At 65.1% G+C, this 15,124-nt stretch carries 10 protein-coding genes and 1 tRNA gene; 3 read left to right on the top strand and 8 right to left on the bottom strand.

The features are described from left to right. Positions 1 to 51: 51 nt before the first annotated feature. Both NYQ83_RS15105 and NYQ83_RS15100 read right to left on the bottom strand, forming a co-directional pair. Complete coding sequence (locus tag NYQ83_RS15105; protein ID WP_261215653.1) at positions 52 to 3,522, bottom strand: ATP-binding protein; 3,471 nt, start codon at positions 3,520 to 3,522, stop codon at positions 52 to 54. Further along, positions 3,512 to 4,771 (bottom strand): exonuclease SbcCD subunit D, encoded by a 1,260-nt coding sequence (locus NYQ83_RS15100; protein ID WP_261215651.1) that lies wholly within the window; start codon positions 4,769 to 4,771, stop codon positions 3,512 to 3,514. The genes NYQ83_RS15105 and NYQ83_RS15100 overlap by 11 nt, the downstream gene beginning before the upstream one ends. 194 nt (positions 4,772 to 4,965) lie before the next feature. Between NYQ83_RS15100 and NYQ83_RS15095 the strand changes: the two genes are divergently transcribed. Then, positions 4,966 to 5,526, top strand: a complete 561-nt coding sequence (locus tag NYQ83_RS15095) for a DUF3320 domain-containing protein (protein WP_261215649.1) — start codon at positions 4,966 to 4,968, stop codon at positions 5,524 to 5,526. A gap of 32 nt (positions 5,527 to 5,558) precedes the next feature. On the opposite strand, the gene NYQ83_RS15090 is transcribed toward NYQ83_RS15095, so the two are convergent. The 6 genes from NYQ83_RS15090 to hemC all read right to left on the bottom strand — a co-directional run bounded on the left by NYQ83_RS15090 (position 5,559) and on the right by hemC (position 12,962). Then, positions 5,559 to 6,662 (bottom strand): PGN_0703 family putative restriction endonuclease, encoded by a 1,104-nt coding sequence (locus NYQ83_RS15090; RefSeq protein ID WP_261215648.1) that lies wholly within the window; start codon positions 6,660 to 6,662, stop codon positions 5,559 to 5,561. Next, a tRNA-Thr gene (locus NYQ83_RS15085) sits at positions 6,652 to 6,727 on the bottom strand. The genes NYQ83_RS15090 and NYQ83_RS15085 overlap by 11 nt, the downstream gene beginning before the upstream one ends. A 155-nt stretch (positions 6,728 to 6,882) precedes the next feature. Further along, positions 6,883 to 9,186, bottom strand: a complete 2,304-nt coding sequence (locus tag NYQ83_RS15080; RefSeq protein WP_261215647.1) for a heme biosynthesis HemY N-terminal domain-containing protein — start codon at positions 9,184 to 9,186, stop codon at positions 6,883 to 6,885. A gap of 9 nt (positions 9,187 to 9,195) precedes the next feature. Next, positions 9,196 to 11,202: a hypothetical protein gene (locus NYQ83_RS15075; RefSeq protein WP_261215645.1), complete on the bottom strand. Its 2,007-nt coding sequence runs from the start codon at positions 11,200 to 11,202 to the stop codon at positions 9,196 to 9,198. Between the two features lie 99 nt (positions 11,203 to 11,301). Next, positions 11,302 to 12,036, bottom strand: a complete 735-nt coding sequence (locus tag NYQ83_RS15070) for a uroporphyrinogen-III synthase (RefSeq protein ID WP_261215644.1) — start codon at positions 12,034 to 12,036, stop codon at positions 11,302 to 11,304. Next, the gene (gene hemC, locus NYQ83_RS15065; RefSeq protein WP_205649796.1) at positions 12,036 to 12,962 is read right to left on the bottom strand and encodes a hydroxymethylbilane synthase; all 927 of its coding nucleotides are present in this window, start codon (positions 12,960 to 12,962) and stop codon (positions 12,036 to 12,038) included. Before hemC ends, NYQ83_RS15070 begins: the two co-directional genes overlap by 1 nt. Positions 12,963 to 13,025: 63 nt before the next feature. Here hemC and tsaD point away from each other — a divergent pair, with 63 nt between their 5' ends. Together tsaD and NYQ83_RS15055 are read left to right on the top strand one after the other, a co-directional pair. Next, on the top strand, positions 13,026 to 14,120 hold the full coding sequence (gene tsaD / locus NYQ83_RS15060; RefSeq protein ID WP_261215641.1) for a tRNA (adenosine(37)-N6)-threonylcarbamoyltransferase complex transferase subunit TsaD: 1,095 nt from the start codon (positions 13,026 to 13,028) through the stop codon (positions 14,118 to 14,120). After that, positions 14,120 to 15,124: an NAD(P)H-dependent glycerol-3-phosphate dehydrogenase gene (locus NYQ83_RS15055; RefSeq protein ID WP_261215639.1), complete on the top strand. Its 1,005-nt coding sequence runs from the start codon at positions 14,120 to 14,122 to the stop codon at positions 15,122 to 15,124. The genes tsaD and NYQ83_RS15055 overlap by 1 nt, the downstream gene beginning before the upstream one ends.

Raw genomic sequence — 15,124 nt, 5'->3', positions numbered from 1 at the left:
TTGCCAGTGACGGCTTGGTAAGGCAGCGCGAACGTTCGGGTGTGCCCCGCTCTAAATCTCGATCAGATCGAGGTCTTGGCCCAGAGCCTGCTCGGCTGTTGCAACCACGCTTCTGTGATGCGTGAAGAGGATCGGCTGGAAGTGTGTGCTCGAAGCTGCAAGCGTTTTGATGCCGGCTGCGGTGCGCTCATCGTCGAAGGTCTGGAAGAGATCGTCGCCGATGAAGGGCGCGGCCTCGTTGTGGCGGCAGTAATCCTCCAGAAAGGCGAGGCGAAGGGCGAGATAGAGCTGGTCGCGCGTCCCGTCGCTCAGACCCGCAATAGCGATCTGCTCGCCGCCCTTCCGCACCGCTTTGAGTTCCGGCTCGTCCGCCTCGTTGAGCTCCTGCGCAAGTGTTGCAAATGCGCCGTCAGTCAGCATGGAGAAGAGGGTCCCGGCGCGCTCCATCATCGGATCGCTCTCTTTTGCCCGGTGGTGCTCCATCGCGGCCGTGAGAAGCGCCGCTGAGAGTTTCAAGACCGCCCATTGGCGCGCGGCCTCGACGATTTCGACCTCCGCAGCCTGTTTTGCGAAGGCCGCGGCCTCCGAGCCGGGCGCGCGCTCCAGGCGTTCGCGCTCGCCACGCTTTTCTGCGAGACGGGCATAGAGCTCAGCCATCTCCTGGTCGAGTTGCTCTTCGTCCCGCCTCAGCGTTTCCATGTCGATCTCGGCGCGACTGCGATCGAAGGCGGCGAGTTCGGTGCGCACGGCGTCTTCGCCTGCGCCGTCCGATATCTCTCTAAGGCGCTCCCGGCAGCGGGCAAGATCTGCCGCCAGCCGATCGCGTTCCCGCAGCCGCGCGATCAGCTCGCTCGGATCGGCCTCCGGGGTGGCGGTGAGCGCTTCTTCGAGCGCCTTGCGGGCGCGCTCGCAACTCTCTTCACTCGCGATACGGGCCGCCTTTGCGTCGGCGAGCGCCGTCTGGGCCGCGCGCCGTTGCGCCGCGTCGGTGCGGGCTTCCTGGACCCGTTCCTCGAGAAGCTTGATGGCATGGCCGGCTGGAAGTCCTGCGAGCTCTGTCTTAACCTCCGCGACGACGGCTCCCACCCTCGTCTCGAAATCAGCAATGTCGCGGCGCATCCCGGCAACCCGACGCTCGCGGGCATCGCGCTCGCGCCGCAAATCGGGCAGGCGCTCCCACAGACGGATATTGGCGGCGGCCTCTGCGATCGTTGTCTTCGGCGACAGGCCGACCGCGTTGGCCGCTGCGCGAAAGCGTTCCTGCCAGAGGCGCTCTTGCTCATTCAGCTTTGCTCCCTCCTCCTCAAGGCGCTTGATGCGCAACTCGGCGTCTTCGCGGCGTCCGGCGAGCGCGCGACTCTCGGCCCAGGTGGTCGCAAGCGCCCGCAGCCGCTCCTCGATGGCGCGCAGCAAGGCCGGCTGCGGCAGGGCTTTTGCCTCTTCAAGGCCGATACCCTCGGCGATCGCGGCAAGCGCCGGCGCAAGCTCGTCGGCCAGGCGCTGAAGAGCGGAAAGTTCGCTCTCTCGCTCAAGCAGGACGCGCCGGTCGTCGAGGAGACGGGAAATCTCACCGCGCCATGCCATCATGTCGTCGGCGCCGACAGGCGTTACGCCGCAATAGGCGAAGAGCTCGCGATAGGCCCGTTCGGCTTCCTGGAGGGTTTCTCGCGCCTTTGTCTTCTGCCGTTCAAGCGCTTCTGCCTCGCGGAGCTGCGTCTCTCGTTCCGCCTCGTCGATCGCCAACCGGGCGAGCGTTTCGGCACCCGCCAATGCGTGATCTGCCAGCCGGTCCGCCTCCTTGGTCAAGACTTCGAAGGTGGCGACGGCATGTCGAGCGGCCTCTCCGGAAAGGGGAGCCGCCTCACCGAGGAGGGGACCACGAAGTCCGGCAAAAGCCTGATCACGCAATCCGCGTGCCTCATCGATCTCCGCGGTGCTGGGTGGTGCGCTCTTGCCTGCCTCCGCGCGTTCGACGCGGAGTGCTTCCTGCTCCTGATGGTTGCGCATGAGGGCGGCTTCGACTTGACGCAACTCTTCCGAAGCTGCCTTCAGCCGGTTGCGGTGACCGGTAAGCGTTTCGCTGGAGGGAAGTGCGGCCGCAGCGATGTGACCGAGATCGTCGACCGGCGGCACGAGGGCTGCCGCGCTTTCCGCGAGTCTTTGCCGCTGCAACAGGCAGCCGCGGTCAAGCTCGTCGCGCTTTTCCAGTCGGTTCAGATCCGGGCGGAGCGCCAGGAGTTGGTCTTCCCAGCGCCTTGGATCGACCAATGGCACTGCCGGCGCTTCGCGAGCGAGTTCGTTGAGAGCATTGCGCTCTTCCGCAAGACGTCTTTCGGTCGTCTCTCGCGCGCTTTTGAGGCTCTGTCCCTCGTTGACGGTGCTTTCAAGGGCGGCGAGCGCGGCATCCGTCGGCTGCAGGCGTTCAAGATCGGTGGCGGCGATCCCGAGCCGGCCGCCGAGGTCTGCCATCTGCGCCGTGTAATCGTCGCGCTCGGCGATGACGCGGGGAAGGTCGCGCTGGCTCTTGGCATAGTCGCCCGAATTTCCGTAGAGCGCGCTGATTGCCTCGGCCTTATCGATGAGCGCCTGATCGACAGCGATGGCTGCGAGCTTTGCTTCTGCCGCCTGCACGCGGTCGTGGACCACGCCCAGCGCCTCTTCTGCGCGGGCGGCCTCGTGCAGCCGGACTTCCAGACGTTCGGCAGTGCCGGACGGGTAGGCTGCGAGATCTGAGAAATCGGCGAGCCGTGCCGTTTCGCGATCGATCTCCGCGACCGTCGGTTCGATCTGGCGCAGCCGCTGCAGCGTATGCAGTTTCTGACGTATTTTCGCGCGCGCAGAGGCCATAGCCTCGTGTTCTTCCTGAAGCTCGTCGATTGCGCGGTTGAGGTCGCGCCAGTCGCCGGCGCGCAGCTGGCTCGCGCGTTCCTCCTTGCGTGCATCTTCATGGCGCTCGCGGATCTGGTAGAAGAGGCGGTCTTTGGAGGCGCGTGGCGCGAAGATGCGCGTGGCGTCTTCCTCCAGCCTCGTTTTGGTGGCCCGCAGATGCAAAAGCCCCGACGCGGCAGCAAACAAAAGACTGCCGAGTTCACCTTCGGCGGCGAGCATGGCATCGGCTCCGGCACGCAGCCGCGTTGAATCAAGACCGAATGCCCGCTCGAAGACATCGCGAGACAGACCGCCGGTGAAGGGCAGAAGCGCGTCGTCACGCAATGGCGTTTCGCTGTCGTCGTCGGAGAGCAGCGTGAGCTTGCGTCCGCGCTTTCGCCGAAATGGGAGGCTCGTTCCGTCCCCCGCCCGGAGGCTTGCGGCCACACGAAGTGCTTTCGTCCCGTGCAGGAATTCAAAGCCGTTGGTTCGTTCTGGAAAGCCGAAAAGGAGGTCGGAGATCGCGGCAAGCGCGGAGGATTTGCCGGCTTCGTTGCGCCCATAGACGAGATGCAGCTTCGCCCCGTCGCGGAAGCTGATCTGCCGCTCGGAAAATGCGCCGTAGCGTAGCAGCGTGAGGCGCTCAAAGCGCATCGGCATCCTCCCCGGCAGCGAGACGGACGCGCAGAAGATCTGCGGCTTCGGCGAGAAGAGCGGTGGTATCTGCACCGAGCGGTGTCTTCTCCGCGCCAAGCCCGCCCGGCAGCTTGGCGGTGATTTCGGCGATGATCGCCTCGGCCTGCTCGGCGATCTCCGGATCGTGCACGAGCGTTTGAAGCAACGGTTCGATATCGAGCTTCTGATCAGGGCTGACCGCTTGTGCCGGCGTTGCCGGCTCGCTCACGCGCAGATCGAGCTTTTCCAGCCAGATGTCGGGATGGCAGCGATGGCAGGCGGCCTGCACGTCATCGACGAAATTGGCGCGATCGGCGACCAATCGCCGCCGCAGCGGCGAGGCGCCGGTGAGGCGGAGACGCAGGGCCAGGAGCCGATCTTTTGCGGCCTCGGCATGGGTGGCGATGCGTTCTTCCACCGCTGTCAGAAGCTGCGGCATGGTCTCGATGCCGGCAATATCGAGCGTCGCCTCGGCAAAACGGGCCTCGTCGACCAGAAGTCGCTCTTTGTTTTTGACATGCCCGTCCTCGACGGTGACGAGGACGGCGCCTTTCTCGCCGATCTCGCGGATGGAGCGGGCCTGAAGATTGCCGGGGAAGACGATCGGCGGATCCTCGGCCACGATCTCGAAATCGTGGACATGGCCGAGTGCCCAGTAATCATAGCCGCGCGCGGCGAGCTCCTCGGCCGAACAGGGGGCATAGCTCGCATGTGGCGGGCGTCCCGTCAGCGCCGTGTGCAGGACGCCAACGTTGAAATAACCGGGGACGGGCGGTGGGTAGGCGAGCGCGAGATTGTTGCGCTCCGCACGTTCACGGAACCCCTGGCCGTGCAGAGCCACTTTGAGAGTGTCGATGCGGAAGCTCTCCGGCTTCGCGGTGTCGAAGGCATGCACCGAGCCTGGAAGCGCGATGCTCTTCGTCACCACACTGTCAGCGTCGTGATTGCCTTTGAGGAGAAAGACCGGGATGCCGGCGCGGTCGAGACGCGCGACCTCGCGGTTGAAGAAGAGGCCGACATTGTTGTCCGGCCATTCACCGTCATAGATATCGCCGGCAATGACGAGGAAGGCGACTTTGCGTTCGATCGCCTGGGCCACAAGGTTTTGGAATGCGCGTCGGATCGCCTGTGCAAAGCGTGCGGCGATGTCTGGATCCTTGACGCTCAAGCCTTGCAGCGGGCTACCCAGATGCAGATCGGCGGCGTGCAGGAAAGTGAAGGATGCCAAGGAATCCTCGTCGCAGGCAAAGAGCGGATAGGTTCAGCTATGGGATGCGTGGGCGATGATCGCAAGCCGGCCTTTGTCGAGACGGGTCGTCGCGCGACATCGTCGGTCGCGCTCCTGCCTCTTGAGGACCTTATCCCCTCTATGCAGATTGCGCCCAGGCGGGGCGCAGATCGATCACAACGGAGAGGTTCCCCATGGCTCAAACACAACCGGATCCAGACGCGGTCGACAAGCAACCCTCGGAATCCGCGCAGAACGGTGACGGCCGCTTCCTTATCGCCGACCTTTCGCGCTTTCATGCGGATCCGGACAAATTCTTCGACTTTTCCTACCGGCAGACGCTGCACGATATGGTTCAGGCGGTGATCGAGGCCGAAGCGCCGGTGCGGGAAGATATCCTGGCGCAGCGCATCGCCCGCGCTCATGGCTGGCAGCGGACTGGCCGGCGCATTCGCGACCAGATCGCCAAACATCTGCGCGAGGTCGATCGTACGGAAGAATCGTCCGGCGACTTCCTGTGGAAGAAGGGAACGGTTGCGAGCCGCGTCGCCTACCGGCCGCCGGCAGGGCCTGCGCATCGCCGCGCCGTCGGCGAGATCGCCATCGCAGAATTGAGCGACGTGGTGGAGGCCAATCTGGCGCTGCTCGACGAGGATGATCCGCCGCTCGTGCTCGCCCGTCTTATCGATGTGGAGCGTCTGTCGGCGAGCGCCCGCGCGCGGCTCGAAGAGGCGATCGAACGCACGCGGCCGTAGCCTGGGAGTGTTGGTCCTCTAGAAGGGCCGATCTAGGCAGAGGTGGCTTCGCTGTCGGCAGTCAGAAAGCGATAGCGCTGATCGAGATAGGACGCCCACGGATCGTCCAGGCCGAGCTCGTCGATCAGAGGCCGAAAGAGCGCTTCGGTCGAACAGCTGACGAAGTCGCCCGGCGTTTGGAGAAGGCCGCTGAAGACGGCAAAGGCGTCCTTGCCGAATGGTCTTAGCGCCGGCGAGGTCACTCTGCGAAGCGCCAGGTTGGCGGACGGTGCGATATGCAGAACGCGAACCCGCTCCGCGCCGTCTTCGTGAGCTTTCTGCATTTGAAAGGCGAGCATCTGCTGGCGCAGGAGCTGATAAAACGGCTCGTAAAAGAAATCGGCCAGCGAGAGCCCGAGATCTGAGCGGATCGGACCATCTGGAGCGAAGGCAAGATTCCCATAACGTGAGATGCGGACCTCATGGCCTGCCGGAGCGAGCGGTGCGCCGTATCTTTCAGTGTATTTCCACTCGATCAGCAACGTTTCGCGTCGGCCCTGATGCTGGAAGGCGAGGCAGGCATCGGCACTGGTGCAATTCGCGCCGCGGGTGCGTCCCCCGTTGCCAGTTCCTTTCGCCACTGAGCGGCTTTCGTTGAGATAGTCGCCGCCGATCCATTCGAAAGCCACATACCAGGGACGTCCTTCCGGCCCGGCTTCGATCGGCAGCATGCGAGGTGGGGGAATGTCGAGCGCCAGCGAGACGAGCCGTGACAGGACTTCGGGTCGCTCGGCGAGAGGCATCAGAAAGTTGAGACAGCACGCCTGCGATGAAAGCGCATGGTCTGCGGCGAGATGCCAGGTGATGCGGCGCTCAGAGAAATAGGCGGCGGCATCGGTGCGAATCATCGGGGCGAGGTTGAGGCGCTCACCACCCGGCGTCAGCCAGAAATCATAGCCGCGGTGGCCGATCTGCTTCGGGAAATTCTTACGAAAGTAAGCCGACTGGCTCTGTTTTTCGGACGCTGCAAAAGAGGTGGCCCGCGCAGCCTTCGTCGTCTCGTCCGTCACGCGACTGACGGAGCTGTCGACGCTGCACTTAACTGGGTTTTCATGGCTGCCTCCCGGGTTGGAGAAAGGGAGGCGATGGTGCCGCATGCCGGACTCGAACCAGCGACCCCCTCATTACGAATGAGGTGCTCTACCAACTGAGCTAATGCGGCCCGGCCGAGCCATGGCTCGGCGACAGGATGTCGTCGATCGACACCGGGCTGTGAGGGGCGGTGCCCCTTAGCGCGCCACCTCTTAGCGAAATGTGGGCGCGCCGGCAAGCGGGGAAGACACCCGTTTGCCATGGGCGTTTGCCATGGCGAAAGTCTCAGAAAAGCCTGAAGCGGCTGCGTCCGGCCTCTTCGTCGGGTTTCTTTTCCTCTGGCCCCGGATCGTCCGGGAGGCGCGGCCGATTGCCCTGACCGCCATTGGCACGGGCAGAAGCATCCTCTTCGTCGGAATGTGCGTCCTTTGGCGCATCGACCGGTACGGGCGGTGCCTTAGGTGGCTCGCCCTTGCCCTCGGCCAATGGGTCAGGCCGCTTGGGCGCTGTATTTGCCGATGCAGGACTCCCTGTCGTTGCTGCGGAAGGCGCGACACTTGCGGGCGTAGGGCTGGCCGCAGGCGAGGTGGTCGACGGCTTTTCATCCATCCGCTTCGTGTCCGCCGCCTGGCTGGCTGTGCTCTCTGCCGCTTTGTCTTGTGGGTCGACGGGAGCTGCGAAAGATGTTGCGGACTGCGAGCCCGCGCCGCTCTCTTTCGGCTTTGCGGCATCCGTTGCTGTGGCGCTTTTTGCGCTCTCTGGCGCGGCCGATGCTGTCGGCGTGTCGGTTGCGGCAGGTGCAGGCTCCCGCGGTTTCGGCGGCTGGATCGCCCCAACTCCGGCTGCCGCGCCGGCCCCGCTAAGAATGGCAGTCGTTTTGGAAGGTTGCGGTTGCGCCGCCGCAGAGGACGCGCCTGCGTCCGGACCGGCCTTAGGCTTATCGGCAGATGCTGCCGTCTGCGTTTCGGGCTTTGTCGCAGCGGCTGCGTGCGAAGGAGAATCGGTCGGCTTCGCCGCCGCCGGCTTTTCGCCGTCGGCGGGTTTCGTGGCTGCGGAGGCGGCTGCCGGTGCGATGGTGGAGTTCGTTGCTGTCGCTGTCTGTGCCTTCGCTGAACCCGCCGCCGGTATGGTGGTGGTGTCGGGCTTGCCACCGGCCGGCTTGGTGGGGGGCGTCGAGGCTCCGCTTGCCGCAGATGCCGCAGAGACCGGGGTTGCAGTCAACGTCGGGGCCGAGCTCTCGTCGCGCAGGGGGCTGATCTCGCGTGGACGGAAGCTCGCCTCATCAATGTCGATGGTGCGGCGGCTCTCCGGTTCCTCGATCGGCACCTTCCATTCCACCGTGTCGATGCGGCCGGTCACCGGCGAAACCGGCGCCCATTCGTCGAGGATCACGCCATCGGCGGTCCAGGCCGGATCGCGTGGCGCGTGCACTGCGCGTGACAGCCATTCGCGAGCGCGGCCGCGATCGCCATGCTCGCCTTCTTCGATTTCGGCCATCATCAGAAGCGCGTTTTGCGTCGGACGCGTGCGGATCATCGGCAGGAGCGTCTCGCGGGCGCGCTCCCAGTCACGCGAGCCGATTGCTGCGCGTGCCATCACCATCCGCGCGGCATCTTCCTGCGGGCGCAGCTTCATCAGGGTTTCGAGACGCTGGAAGCGGTCGCGGGCGGAATCGCCGGGGCGCACATTGGCGTAGGCGTCGGCAATGTCGGGATGCGGATTGGCCTTCCACGTGGTCTCCAGAACGCGCGTCGCGCGACGGATGTCGCCGAGACGGGAGGAGAGGCGGCCGGCGAGAACCGCCGCCGGAACGAGGTCCGGCTGCAGGCCATGGGCCTCAAGCGCCGCTTCCTTGGCCTTGTCTGGCTGGCCGTCTTCCCAGTCGATTGCCTGGGCCGTCAGGATGACGGCGCGCAGACGGCGCGCTTCCTTGCGATCGATATCGCCGGTCTCGGCATAACGCGAAAGCGTCTTCAGAGCCTCTTCCCAGGAGCCTTCCGCCGTCTGATAGCGCATCAGGGCGCGCGAGGCCCAGGCAGCCGAAGGTGAGGTCTCGCGGGCCTGCTCGGCGAATGCGCGAGCGGTGTCGTGGTCGCCCTCGCGCGCTGCCTCGATGAACAGGCCTCTCAGGCCGACGATGCGGGTGCGGTCATGTCCGAGCATGCCCTTGAAGGCTTCGCGCGCCTTGGCGTGGTCGCCGCGCAGCTGCGCCGTCTGCGCCCGAAGCAGCAATGCCAGAGGCTCGTCGTCGCGGCGCGCCAGGTCGTGAGATGCACGCTCGGCGGTGCGCAGATCTCCGGCGGCGACGGCGAGAAGGCCCGTCGACAGCGCCTCGCGCTGGCGGCGTTCGCGGCGGCGGCGCCAGGATTGGCGGGCTTTCCACGGGAAACGCAGGATGAGCACGATCAGCCCGACGATGATGAAGCCGGCAGCGAGCGCCAAGAGAGCTGCGAGGGCGGCGCGGGCAAGCCCGATCGTATAAGCCGTGTCGGCAAAGGTGAGGGTCACTTCGCCGGGAGCCTCCTTCAGCCAGGAGAAACCCAGCACGAAGGCGAAGACGACGGCGATGAGAATGAGGAAGCGAATCATGTCAGGTCCTCAGCCGGCGGCGTTGAGGCGGGAGAGAGATTTCGCCCGCAGATCTTCCGCGAGCGCTTCCGCGTCGGCTCGAGCCTTGAGTTTTTCGGCCCAATCGGCGGAGGGTTGGCGAACGTCTTCAGGCAGGCTCTGCCATTCGGTGTAAGCCTCTTTGAGGCGACCGGCAGCGAGATCGCCTTCGATACGGGAGACAATGGCATCCGGTTCGTCGCCCTGGCGCGGCCCGGCGGGACGCACCTCCACGAGGCCGCGCGCACTCGCGATGAGCCGGTCCATCACGCCGACATCCTTTTCAGGGGCGTCCGCGGCGCGCAGGATTTTTGGAACGTAGGTGTGAAACTCCGCTGCGAGGGCTTCGCGCGTCGGCAGACCCTCCGCTGCGTGCGCCGACAACGTCTCGCTTACCGCGCCTTCCCCGGCAAAGCCTGAGACTGCCTTGAGCTCGGTTTCGTAAGGTTCGCCGCTTGCCACCGCGTCGGCGAAGGCTTCGGCGGCAACGGCCGGCGCAATTGCCTTCGCGTTTTCCATGCTTCCTTCAAGCTTCGTCATGCGCTGAGAAAGCTCTTCGAGCTGGGCTCGCGTCTCCTCGTCCGAGCTCTGCGTCTGCTGAAGCGCATTTTGCAGATCCGCAACGGAATCGCGGACGTTCGACAGGTCGCTGCTGTTGGCCGCGCCGGAGACGCTCTGCTGCAGCGTGGTGAGCATCTGCTGGTTGGTCGTCACCGCCTGTTGCAGCGGTCCGAGATCGACGGGTGCTGCGTTTTCCAGATTCCCGAGGCGCCCGGAAAGTTCGTCGAGACGGCTGGAGAGGGCTTGAAGCTCTTCTTCGCTGGCGCCGGTGCTGGCACTCGTGGTGGCTCCGGCAGGCGCGTCCTCACCGCTGTTCGCTGTGGCGCTCATCTGCTCTTCGAGCGAGGCGACACGGCTGCGCAGATCATCGAGTGCGCCCGGTTCTCCCGCTGCGCTGCCGCTTTGCTCTGAGAGGTTTGCCACGGAACGCTGCAATTCTGAGACTTCCGCGCGGAGATCGTCCGATCCGCCGCCCTCTGCCACAGCGGGCCGGTTCTGCAGAGCTTCGAGTTGTTCCTGAAGCTGCGCTTGCTCGTCCTGCAGGCGGGCGATTGCCGCATCGTAGCTGCCTGTTCCCGCCGTCGCGCCCGTTCCTCCGCCGCCATTGGTGCCCGGAAGCGTCACGCCGTATTGGGGACCATAGGTCTGCAGTGCCCAGGCGCCGCCAAGCGCAACACCGCCGCCGACGATGCCGGCGAGGAGGAGCCCGCCAAATCCCACTCCGCGCTTCGGCGGCTTGGGCGGGGGTGGCGTCTTGCCGGAAGCGGATTTTTCGGATCCCGGCTTCGGAGCGCCTTTGTCGGCGCTGCCGGCGGCACCCGCTTTCGTGCCCGTGCTCGGGACTGCACCCGGCTCGCCCGTCGCCGTACCAGTTGCGGCAGTGCCAGTTGCGTTCGCGCCAGCCGTTCCGGCAGCGCTCCCGCTGGAAGCGTTTTTGCCTACAGCGCCGGGGGCGGTGGTCTTGCTCTCCGGCCTGGCCGGTTCCTTATCGGATGTCTTGTTCGAGGTCGCAGAAGCTTTGTCTGGGGTGGCCTTCTCCGCCGCGGTGGCCGATGTCGAGGGTTTCTCGCCTGCCTTCGCGGTTGCTGCACTTGATGCTGTCGCGGCATTGCCTTTCGCCGCTGCGTCCGTGCCGCTTGCGTTTCTTGCACTCGCGCTGTCGGCGCCCCGGCTCGCGGCGCCGGTCTTAACGGCATCCTCGCGCTGTGCGTTCTTGTCTTCCGATGGCTTGACGGGTCCGGCCGGTGCGCCGGTCTTGCCGGGCTCTTCCTGGCGTCCCTCGCGGTCAACCGCCATCTTCGGCGCTTCGTTCTTTTTGGGATCGGCGGGGCCGCCCGCGGAGCTCTGCTTCACTTCTTCGGCCTTCAGATCGATTGTCACGGGTTTACGCTTGTCGCCCGAGGCGGACATACGCTTGTCCTCAGGTTGCCTGGCCACCTGCCCCTCCTGCAGCTGAAAGCCGATCGCGGCGATCGGTTCCTCAATTGTTATGCCCTAATGCGGGCGTTGGTGGAACGCCTCGCCCATTCTGCCACCCTATCCGTCGCAAGAAGGCCCTCGGTAGCGCGCAATCATATCAAAGAGCGAAGCCTGATCGGGGCGATCTGACACAAGGACCGGGCCGCGGACAATGGGTCTGAGCGGCGCGGCGGCCTGGTCGGACAGGCAGAAGCAGACGATGTTTTTCCCGAGCGGTGTCAGCCCGGCGGTCTCCAGAGTGCGCGCGAAGGTGGCGGCACTTTGCTGTGAATAGATGAGGATACCGGCTTCTTCACCTGAGGCCAGCATGTCGCGCGCGCGGCTCTTCAGCTCGTTGACCGGCTCTGAACGGTAGATCTCTCGCAAGACCACTTCGAAGCCAGCGGCCGCCAGCTTGTCCTCGAGTGCCCCGGCGCGGCTATTGGCGGCGAGGTAGAGAACCGGGCCGTCTTCGGGCTTCAGTGTTTCGCGAGCCAATACGGCAAGCGCGTTCACATCGCCGCCTGCGCTGCGCACGTCCGGGAAGCCGAGATGATGTCCCTCGGCGGCCGTGCGGTCGCCTACCGCAAGCAATGGCAGATGCTGCAGGCGGGCGAGTTCCGCATGGGCGGCAAGCGCCCGCACTGCATTGGCGCTCGTCACCAGCACCGCCTGAAAATCGTCCTCCGGCAGGGGCGCCTGAAGCGGCACCACGGCAAGGGCCGGCGAACGCACCACCTCATGGCCGAGAGCAATCAGCGTATGGGCCGTGCGGCTGCCGTCAGGTTCGGGGCGGGTGACGACGAGACGCATCAGGCGATCCCGATCTTGGCCAACAGTTCGGCAGAGGCGCGACCGCGCACCTCGGCGCCCGTCTCGCGACCGATCTTCTCTGCATCTGCGGCCAAACCTTCGGCGGAGCCTTCCAGAACTTCTGTGCCGTCGGGCGAAAGCAGAAGGCCTCGGAAGGAAAGCCTATCGCCCTCCACCTGTGCCCAGCCGGCGATCGGCGTGCGGCAGGATCCGTCCAGCGTATCGAGGAAAGCGCGTTCGCAGGTGACGGCAGATGCGGTTTCGGGATGACCGATCTTGGTGAGAAGATCGCGCATCTTCGCATCGTCCTCGCGGCACTCGATGACCACTGCGCCCTGACCGCAAGCCGGCGGGAATTCTAACGGATCGAGAAGCGCCGTTGCATGGCTGTCGACACCGAGACGGCACATGCCGGCATAGGCAAGCAGCGTCGCGTCGAGTTCGCCGTCCTCGACCTTCTGGATGCGGGTCGGCAAATTGCCGCGCAGAAGCGTGATCTCGAGGTCGGGTCTGGCTCGCCGCAAAAGCGCCTCACGGCGCAAGGAGGCGGTGCCGAAGCGCGCGCCCTCGGGCAGATTTTCAAGGCCGCCGCCGTGATGCGAAATAACCGCATCGCGAATGTCAGCGCGCGGCAGATAGGCAGCAAGCGTCAGCCCTTCCGGCAGGCGCGTCGGCATATCCTTGGCGGAATGCACGGCAATATCGATGGATTTGTCGATCAGCGCCTCTTCGATCTCTTTGGTGAAGAGGCCTTTGCCACCTGCTTCCAGTAATGCACGATTTTGAATACGGTCGCCCGAGGTCTTGATGACGACGATCTCGATGTCGGCTTCGTCGATCCCAGTCGCGACCAGCGCGTCACGCGTCGCATGCGCCTGCCATAGTGCCAGGCCGCTGCCGCGTGTCCCAATTCTGAGCCGTTCCATTTGCCCCTTCAGCTTAGCCGGTGCTACACGCCTAGGGTCTAATCAGCCAAGGGGATAAGTGCAATGGACCCGGTCCTCCCCGGCGTTCCCCCAGGCGCCGCATCGAGTGTCCTCGGCATCGAAACGAGCTGCGACGAAACCGCCGCATCCGTCGTGACTCGGGGCCCGGACGGGAAGGGAAAAATCCTTTCAAATGCGGTGTTCAGCCAGATCGCGGAGCATTCCGCCTTTGGCGGGGTCGTGCCGGAAATTGCTGCACGCGCGCATGTGGAAGCCCTCGACGGCATCATTGCCGCAGCCCTTGCGGATGCGGACAAACGTCTTTGCGATGTCGATGCGATTGCTGTGACCTCCGGGCCGGGCCTCATCGGCTGTCTCCTCGTCGGCGTGACCACGGCGCGGGCGCTTGCGGCCGCTGCCGGGCTTCCGCTTCTCGGTATCAATCATCTGGAAGGCCATGCGCTCACCCCGGTTCTCACCGATGATGTTGCCTTTCCCTATCTCCTTCTCCTCGTTTCCGGCGGACATACGCAACTCGTCGCCGTCGAAGGCTATGGTCGCTACCGACGCCTCGGTTCCACCATCGACGACGCGCTTGGCGAAGCTTTCGACAAGACGGCAAAGCTCCTTGGTCTTGGCTATCCGGGCGGTCCGGAAGTGGAGAAACGTGCTCTCAGAGGAAATCCGGGCCGCTTCAACTTGCCGCGGCCGCTTCTCGGCACAAAAGGCTGCGACTTTTCCTTCTCGGGTCTGAAGACGGCGTTGCGCATCAAGGCGGAGACACTCGTTCCGCTGTCTGAGACGGATATCGACGATCTTTGTGCCGGCTTCCAGGCGGCCGTGGCTGCGATTGTCGCCGAGCGCACAGCTCATGCGCTTGCCCTGCAGCCGTGGAATGCCCTCGTTGTCGCCGGCGGGGTCGCCGCCAATCAGGCCGTCCGTTCCGCCCTGTCCGATCTTGCCGACAAAGCCGGCATCGCCTTCGTGGCGCCGAGGTCTGACCTTTGTACCGACAATGCGGCGATGATCGCCTGGGCCGGGCTCATGCGCCTTAGCGCAGGTGAGGCGGTCGAGGAGATCGTTGCCCGTCCGCGTTGGCCCCTCGATCAGGCCGCCAAACCACTTCTCGGTTCGGGCCGTCATGGAGCTCGCGTTTAATGGGTACGTCTTTTCGCAAAGTCGCTGTCGCGGGAGCCGGTGCTTTCGGCACTGCGCTTGCTCTTGTTGCAGAGCGCGCCGGGGCTTCGGTGACCCTCTGGACAATCGATGAAGCCGCCGCCGCACGACTGGCAGCGAGCCATGAAAACAGTGATTTTCTGCCCGGTTCGCGCTTGCCGGAGACGATCGACGTTACCAGCGATACGTCGCGTCTCGGCGACGCCGATTGTGTGCTTCTCGTCGTCCCGTCGCAGGCGACACGGTCCCTGCTGGCCGGAATCGGCGCAACGCTTTCGGACGACGCCGTGGTTGTCGCCTGTGCCAAGGGCATCGAGCAGGAAACCGGTGCGTTGCAGGGTGAGATCGTGCGGGCGGCGCTGCCGAACCATCGGATCGGGGCATTGTCGGGTCCGGGCTATGCCGCGGAGATCGCCAGGGGGCTGCCGACCGCCGTTACGGTGGCAGCGAGTGAGATTTCCGTCGCGGAGCAGGTGGCCGCCACCCTCTCCTCGGACAGTTTCAGGGCTTATGCGAGCGACGACATCATCGGCGCGGAGCTTGGCGGCTCGCTCAAGAACGTCATCGCTATCGCCGCCGGCATCGTCGAAGGCCGCCGGCTCGGCGAGAGTGCGCGTGCCGCGCTCGTCACCCGCGGTCTTGCCGAGATGAGTCGTCTCGGCGCGAGAATGGGGGCTCGGCCTGAGACTTTCATGGGGCTCTCTGGTCTCGGAGATCTCATGCTGACGGCGATGAGCCGGCAATCGCGCAATACGAGTTTTGGTATTGCACTGGCCGAGGGTCGATCAGTTGCAGAGCTGACCGCTCCAGGCAAGCCGCTCGCGGAGGGGGCTTTCACCGCCGCCATCGCCGCGCGTCTTGCCCGCGAGCACGACATCGACATGCCGATCACGAATGCCGTCGCGGCGGTGCTCTCGGGCAGGCTCACCCTCGACGAGGCGATCGCAGCCCTGGTCTCCCGGCCCTTGAAGCAAGAAATCGCCTGA

The organism is Afifella sp. JA880, assembly GCF_025379905.1.
Taxonomy (GTDB): Bacteria; Pseudomonadota; Alphaproteobacteria; order Rhizobiales; family Afifellaceae; genus Afifella; species Afifella aestuarii.
This window is presented reverse-complemented; position numbering and strand designations above follow the sequence as displayed.

Coding starts and splice junctions, on each gene's coding strand:
- NYQ83_RS15105 (WP_261215653.1), bottom strand. CDS start 3,522: ATGCGCTTTGAGCGCCTCACGCTGCTACGCTACGGCGCATTTTCCGAG.
- NYQ83_RS15095 (WP_261215649.1), top strand. CDS start 4,966: ATGGCTCAAACACAACCGGATCCAGACGCGGTCGACAAGCAACCCTCG.
- NYQ83_RS15090 (WP_261215648.1), bottom strand. CDS start 6,662: ATGCGGCACCATCGCCTCCCTTTCTCCAACCCGGGAGGCAGCCATGAA.
- NYQ83_RS15080 (WP_261215647.1), bottom strand. CDS start 9,186: ATGATTCGCTTCCTCATTCTCATCGCCGTCGTCTTCGCCTTCGTGCTG.
- NYQ83_RS15070 (WP_261215644.1), bottom strand. CDS start 12,036: ATGCGTCTCGTCGTCACCCGCCCCGAACCTGACGGCAGCCGCACGGCC.
- hemC (WP_205649796.1), bottom strand. CDS start 12,962: ATGGAACGGCTCAGAATTGGGACACGCGGCAGCGGCCTGGCACTATGG.
- tsaD (WP_261215641.1), top strand. CDS start 13,026: ATGGACCCGGTCCTCCCCGGCGTTCCCCCAGGCGCCGCATCGAGTGTC.
- NYQ83_RS15055 (WP_261215639.1), top strand. CDS start 14,120: ATGGGTACGTCTTTTCGCAAAGTCGCTGTCGCGGGAGCCGGTGCTTTC.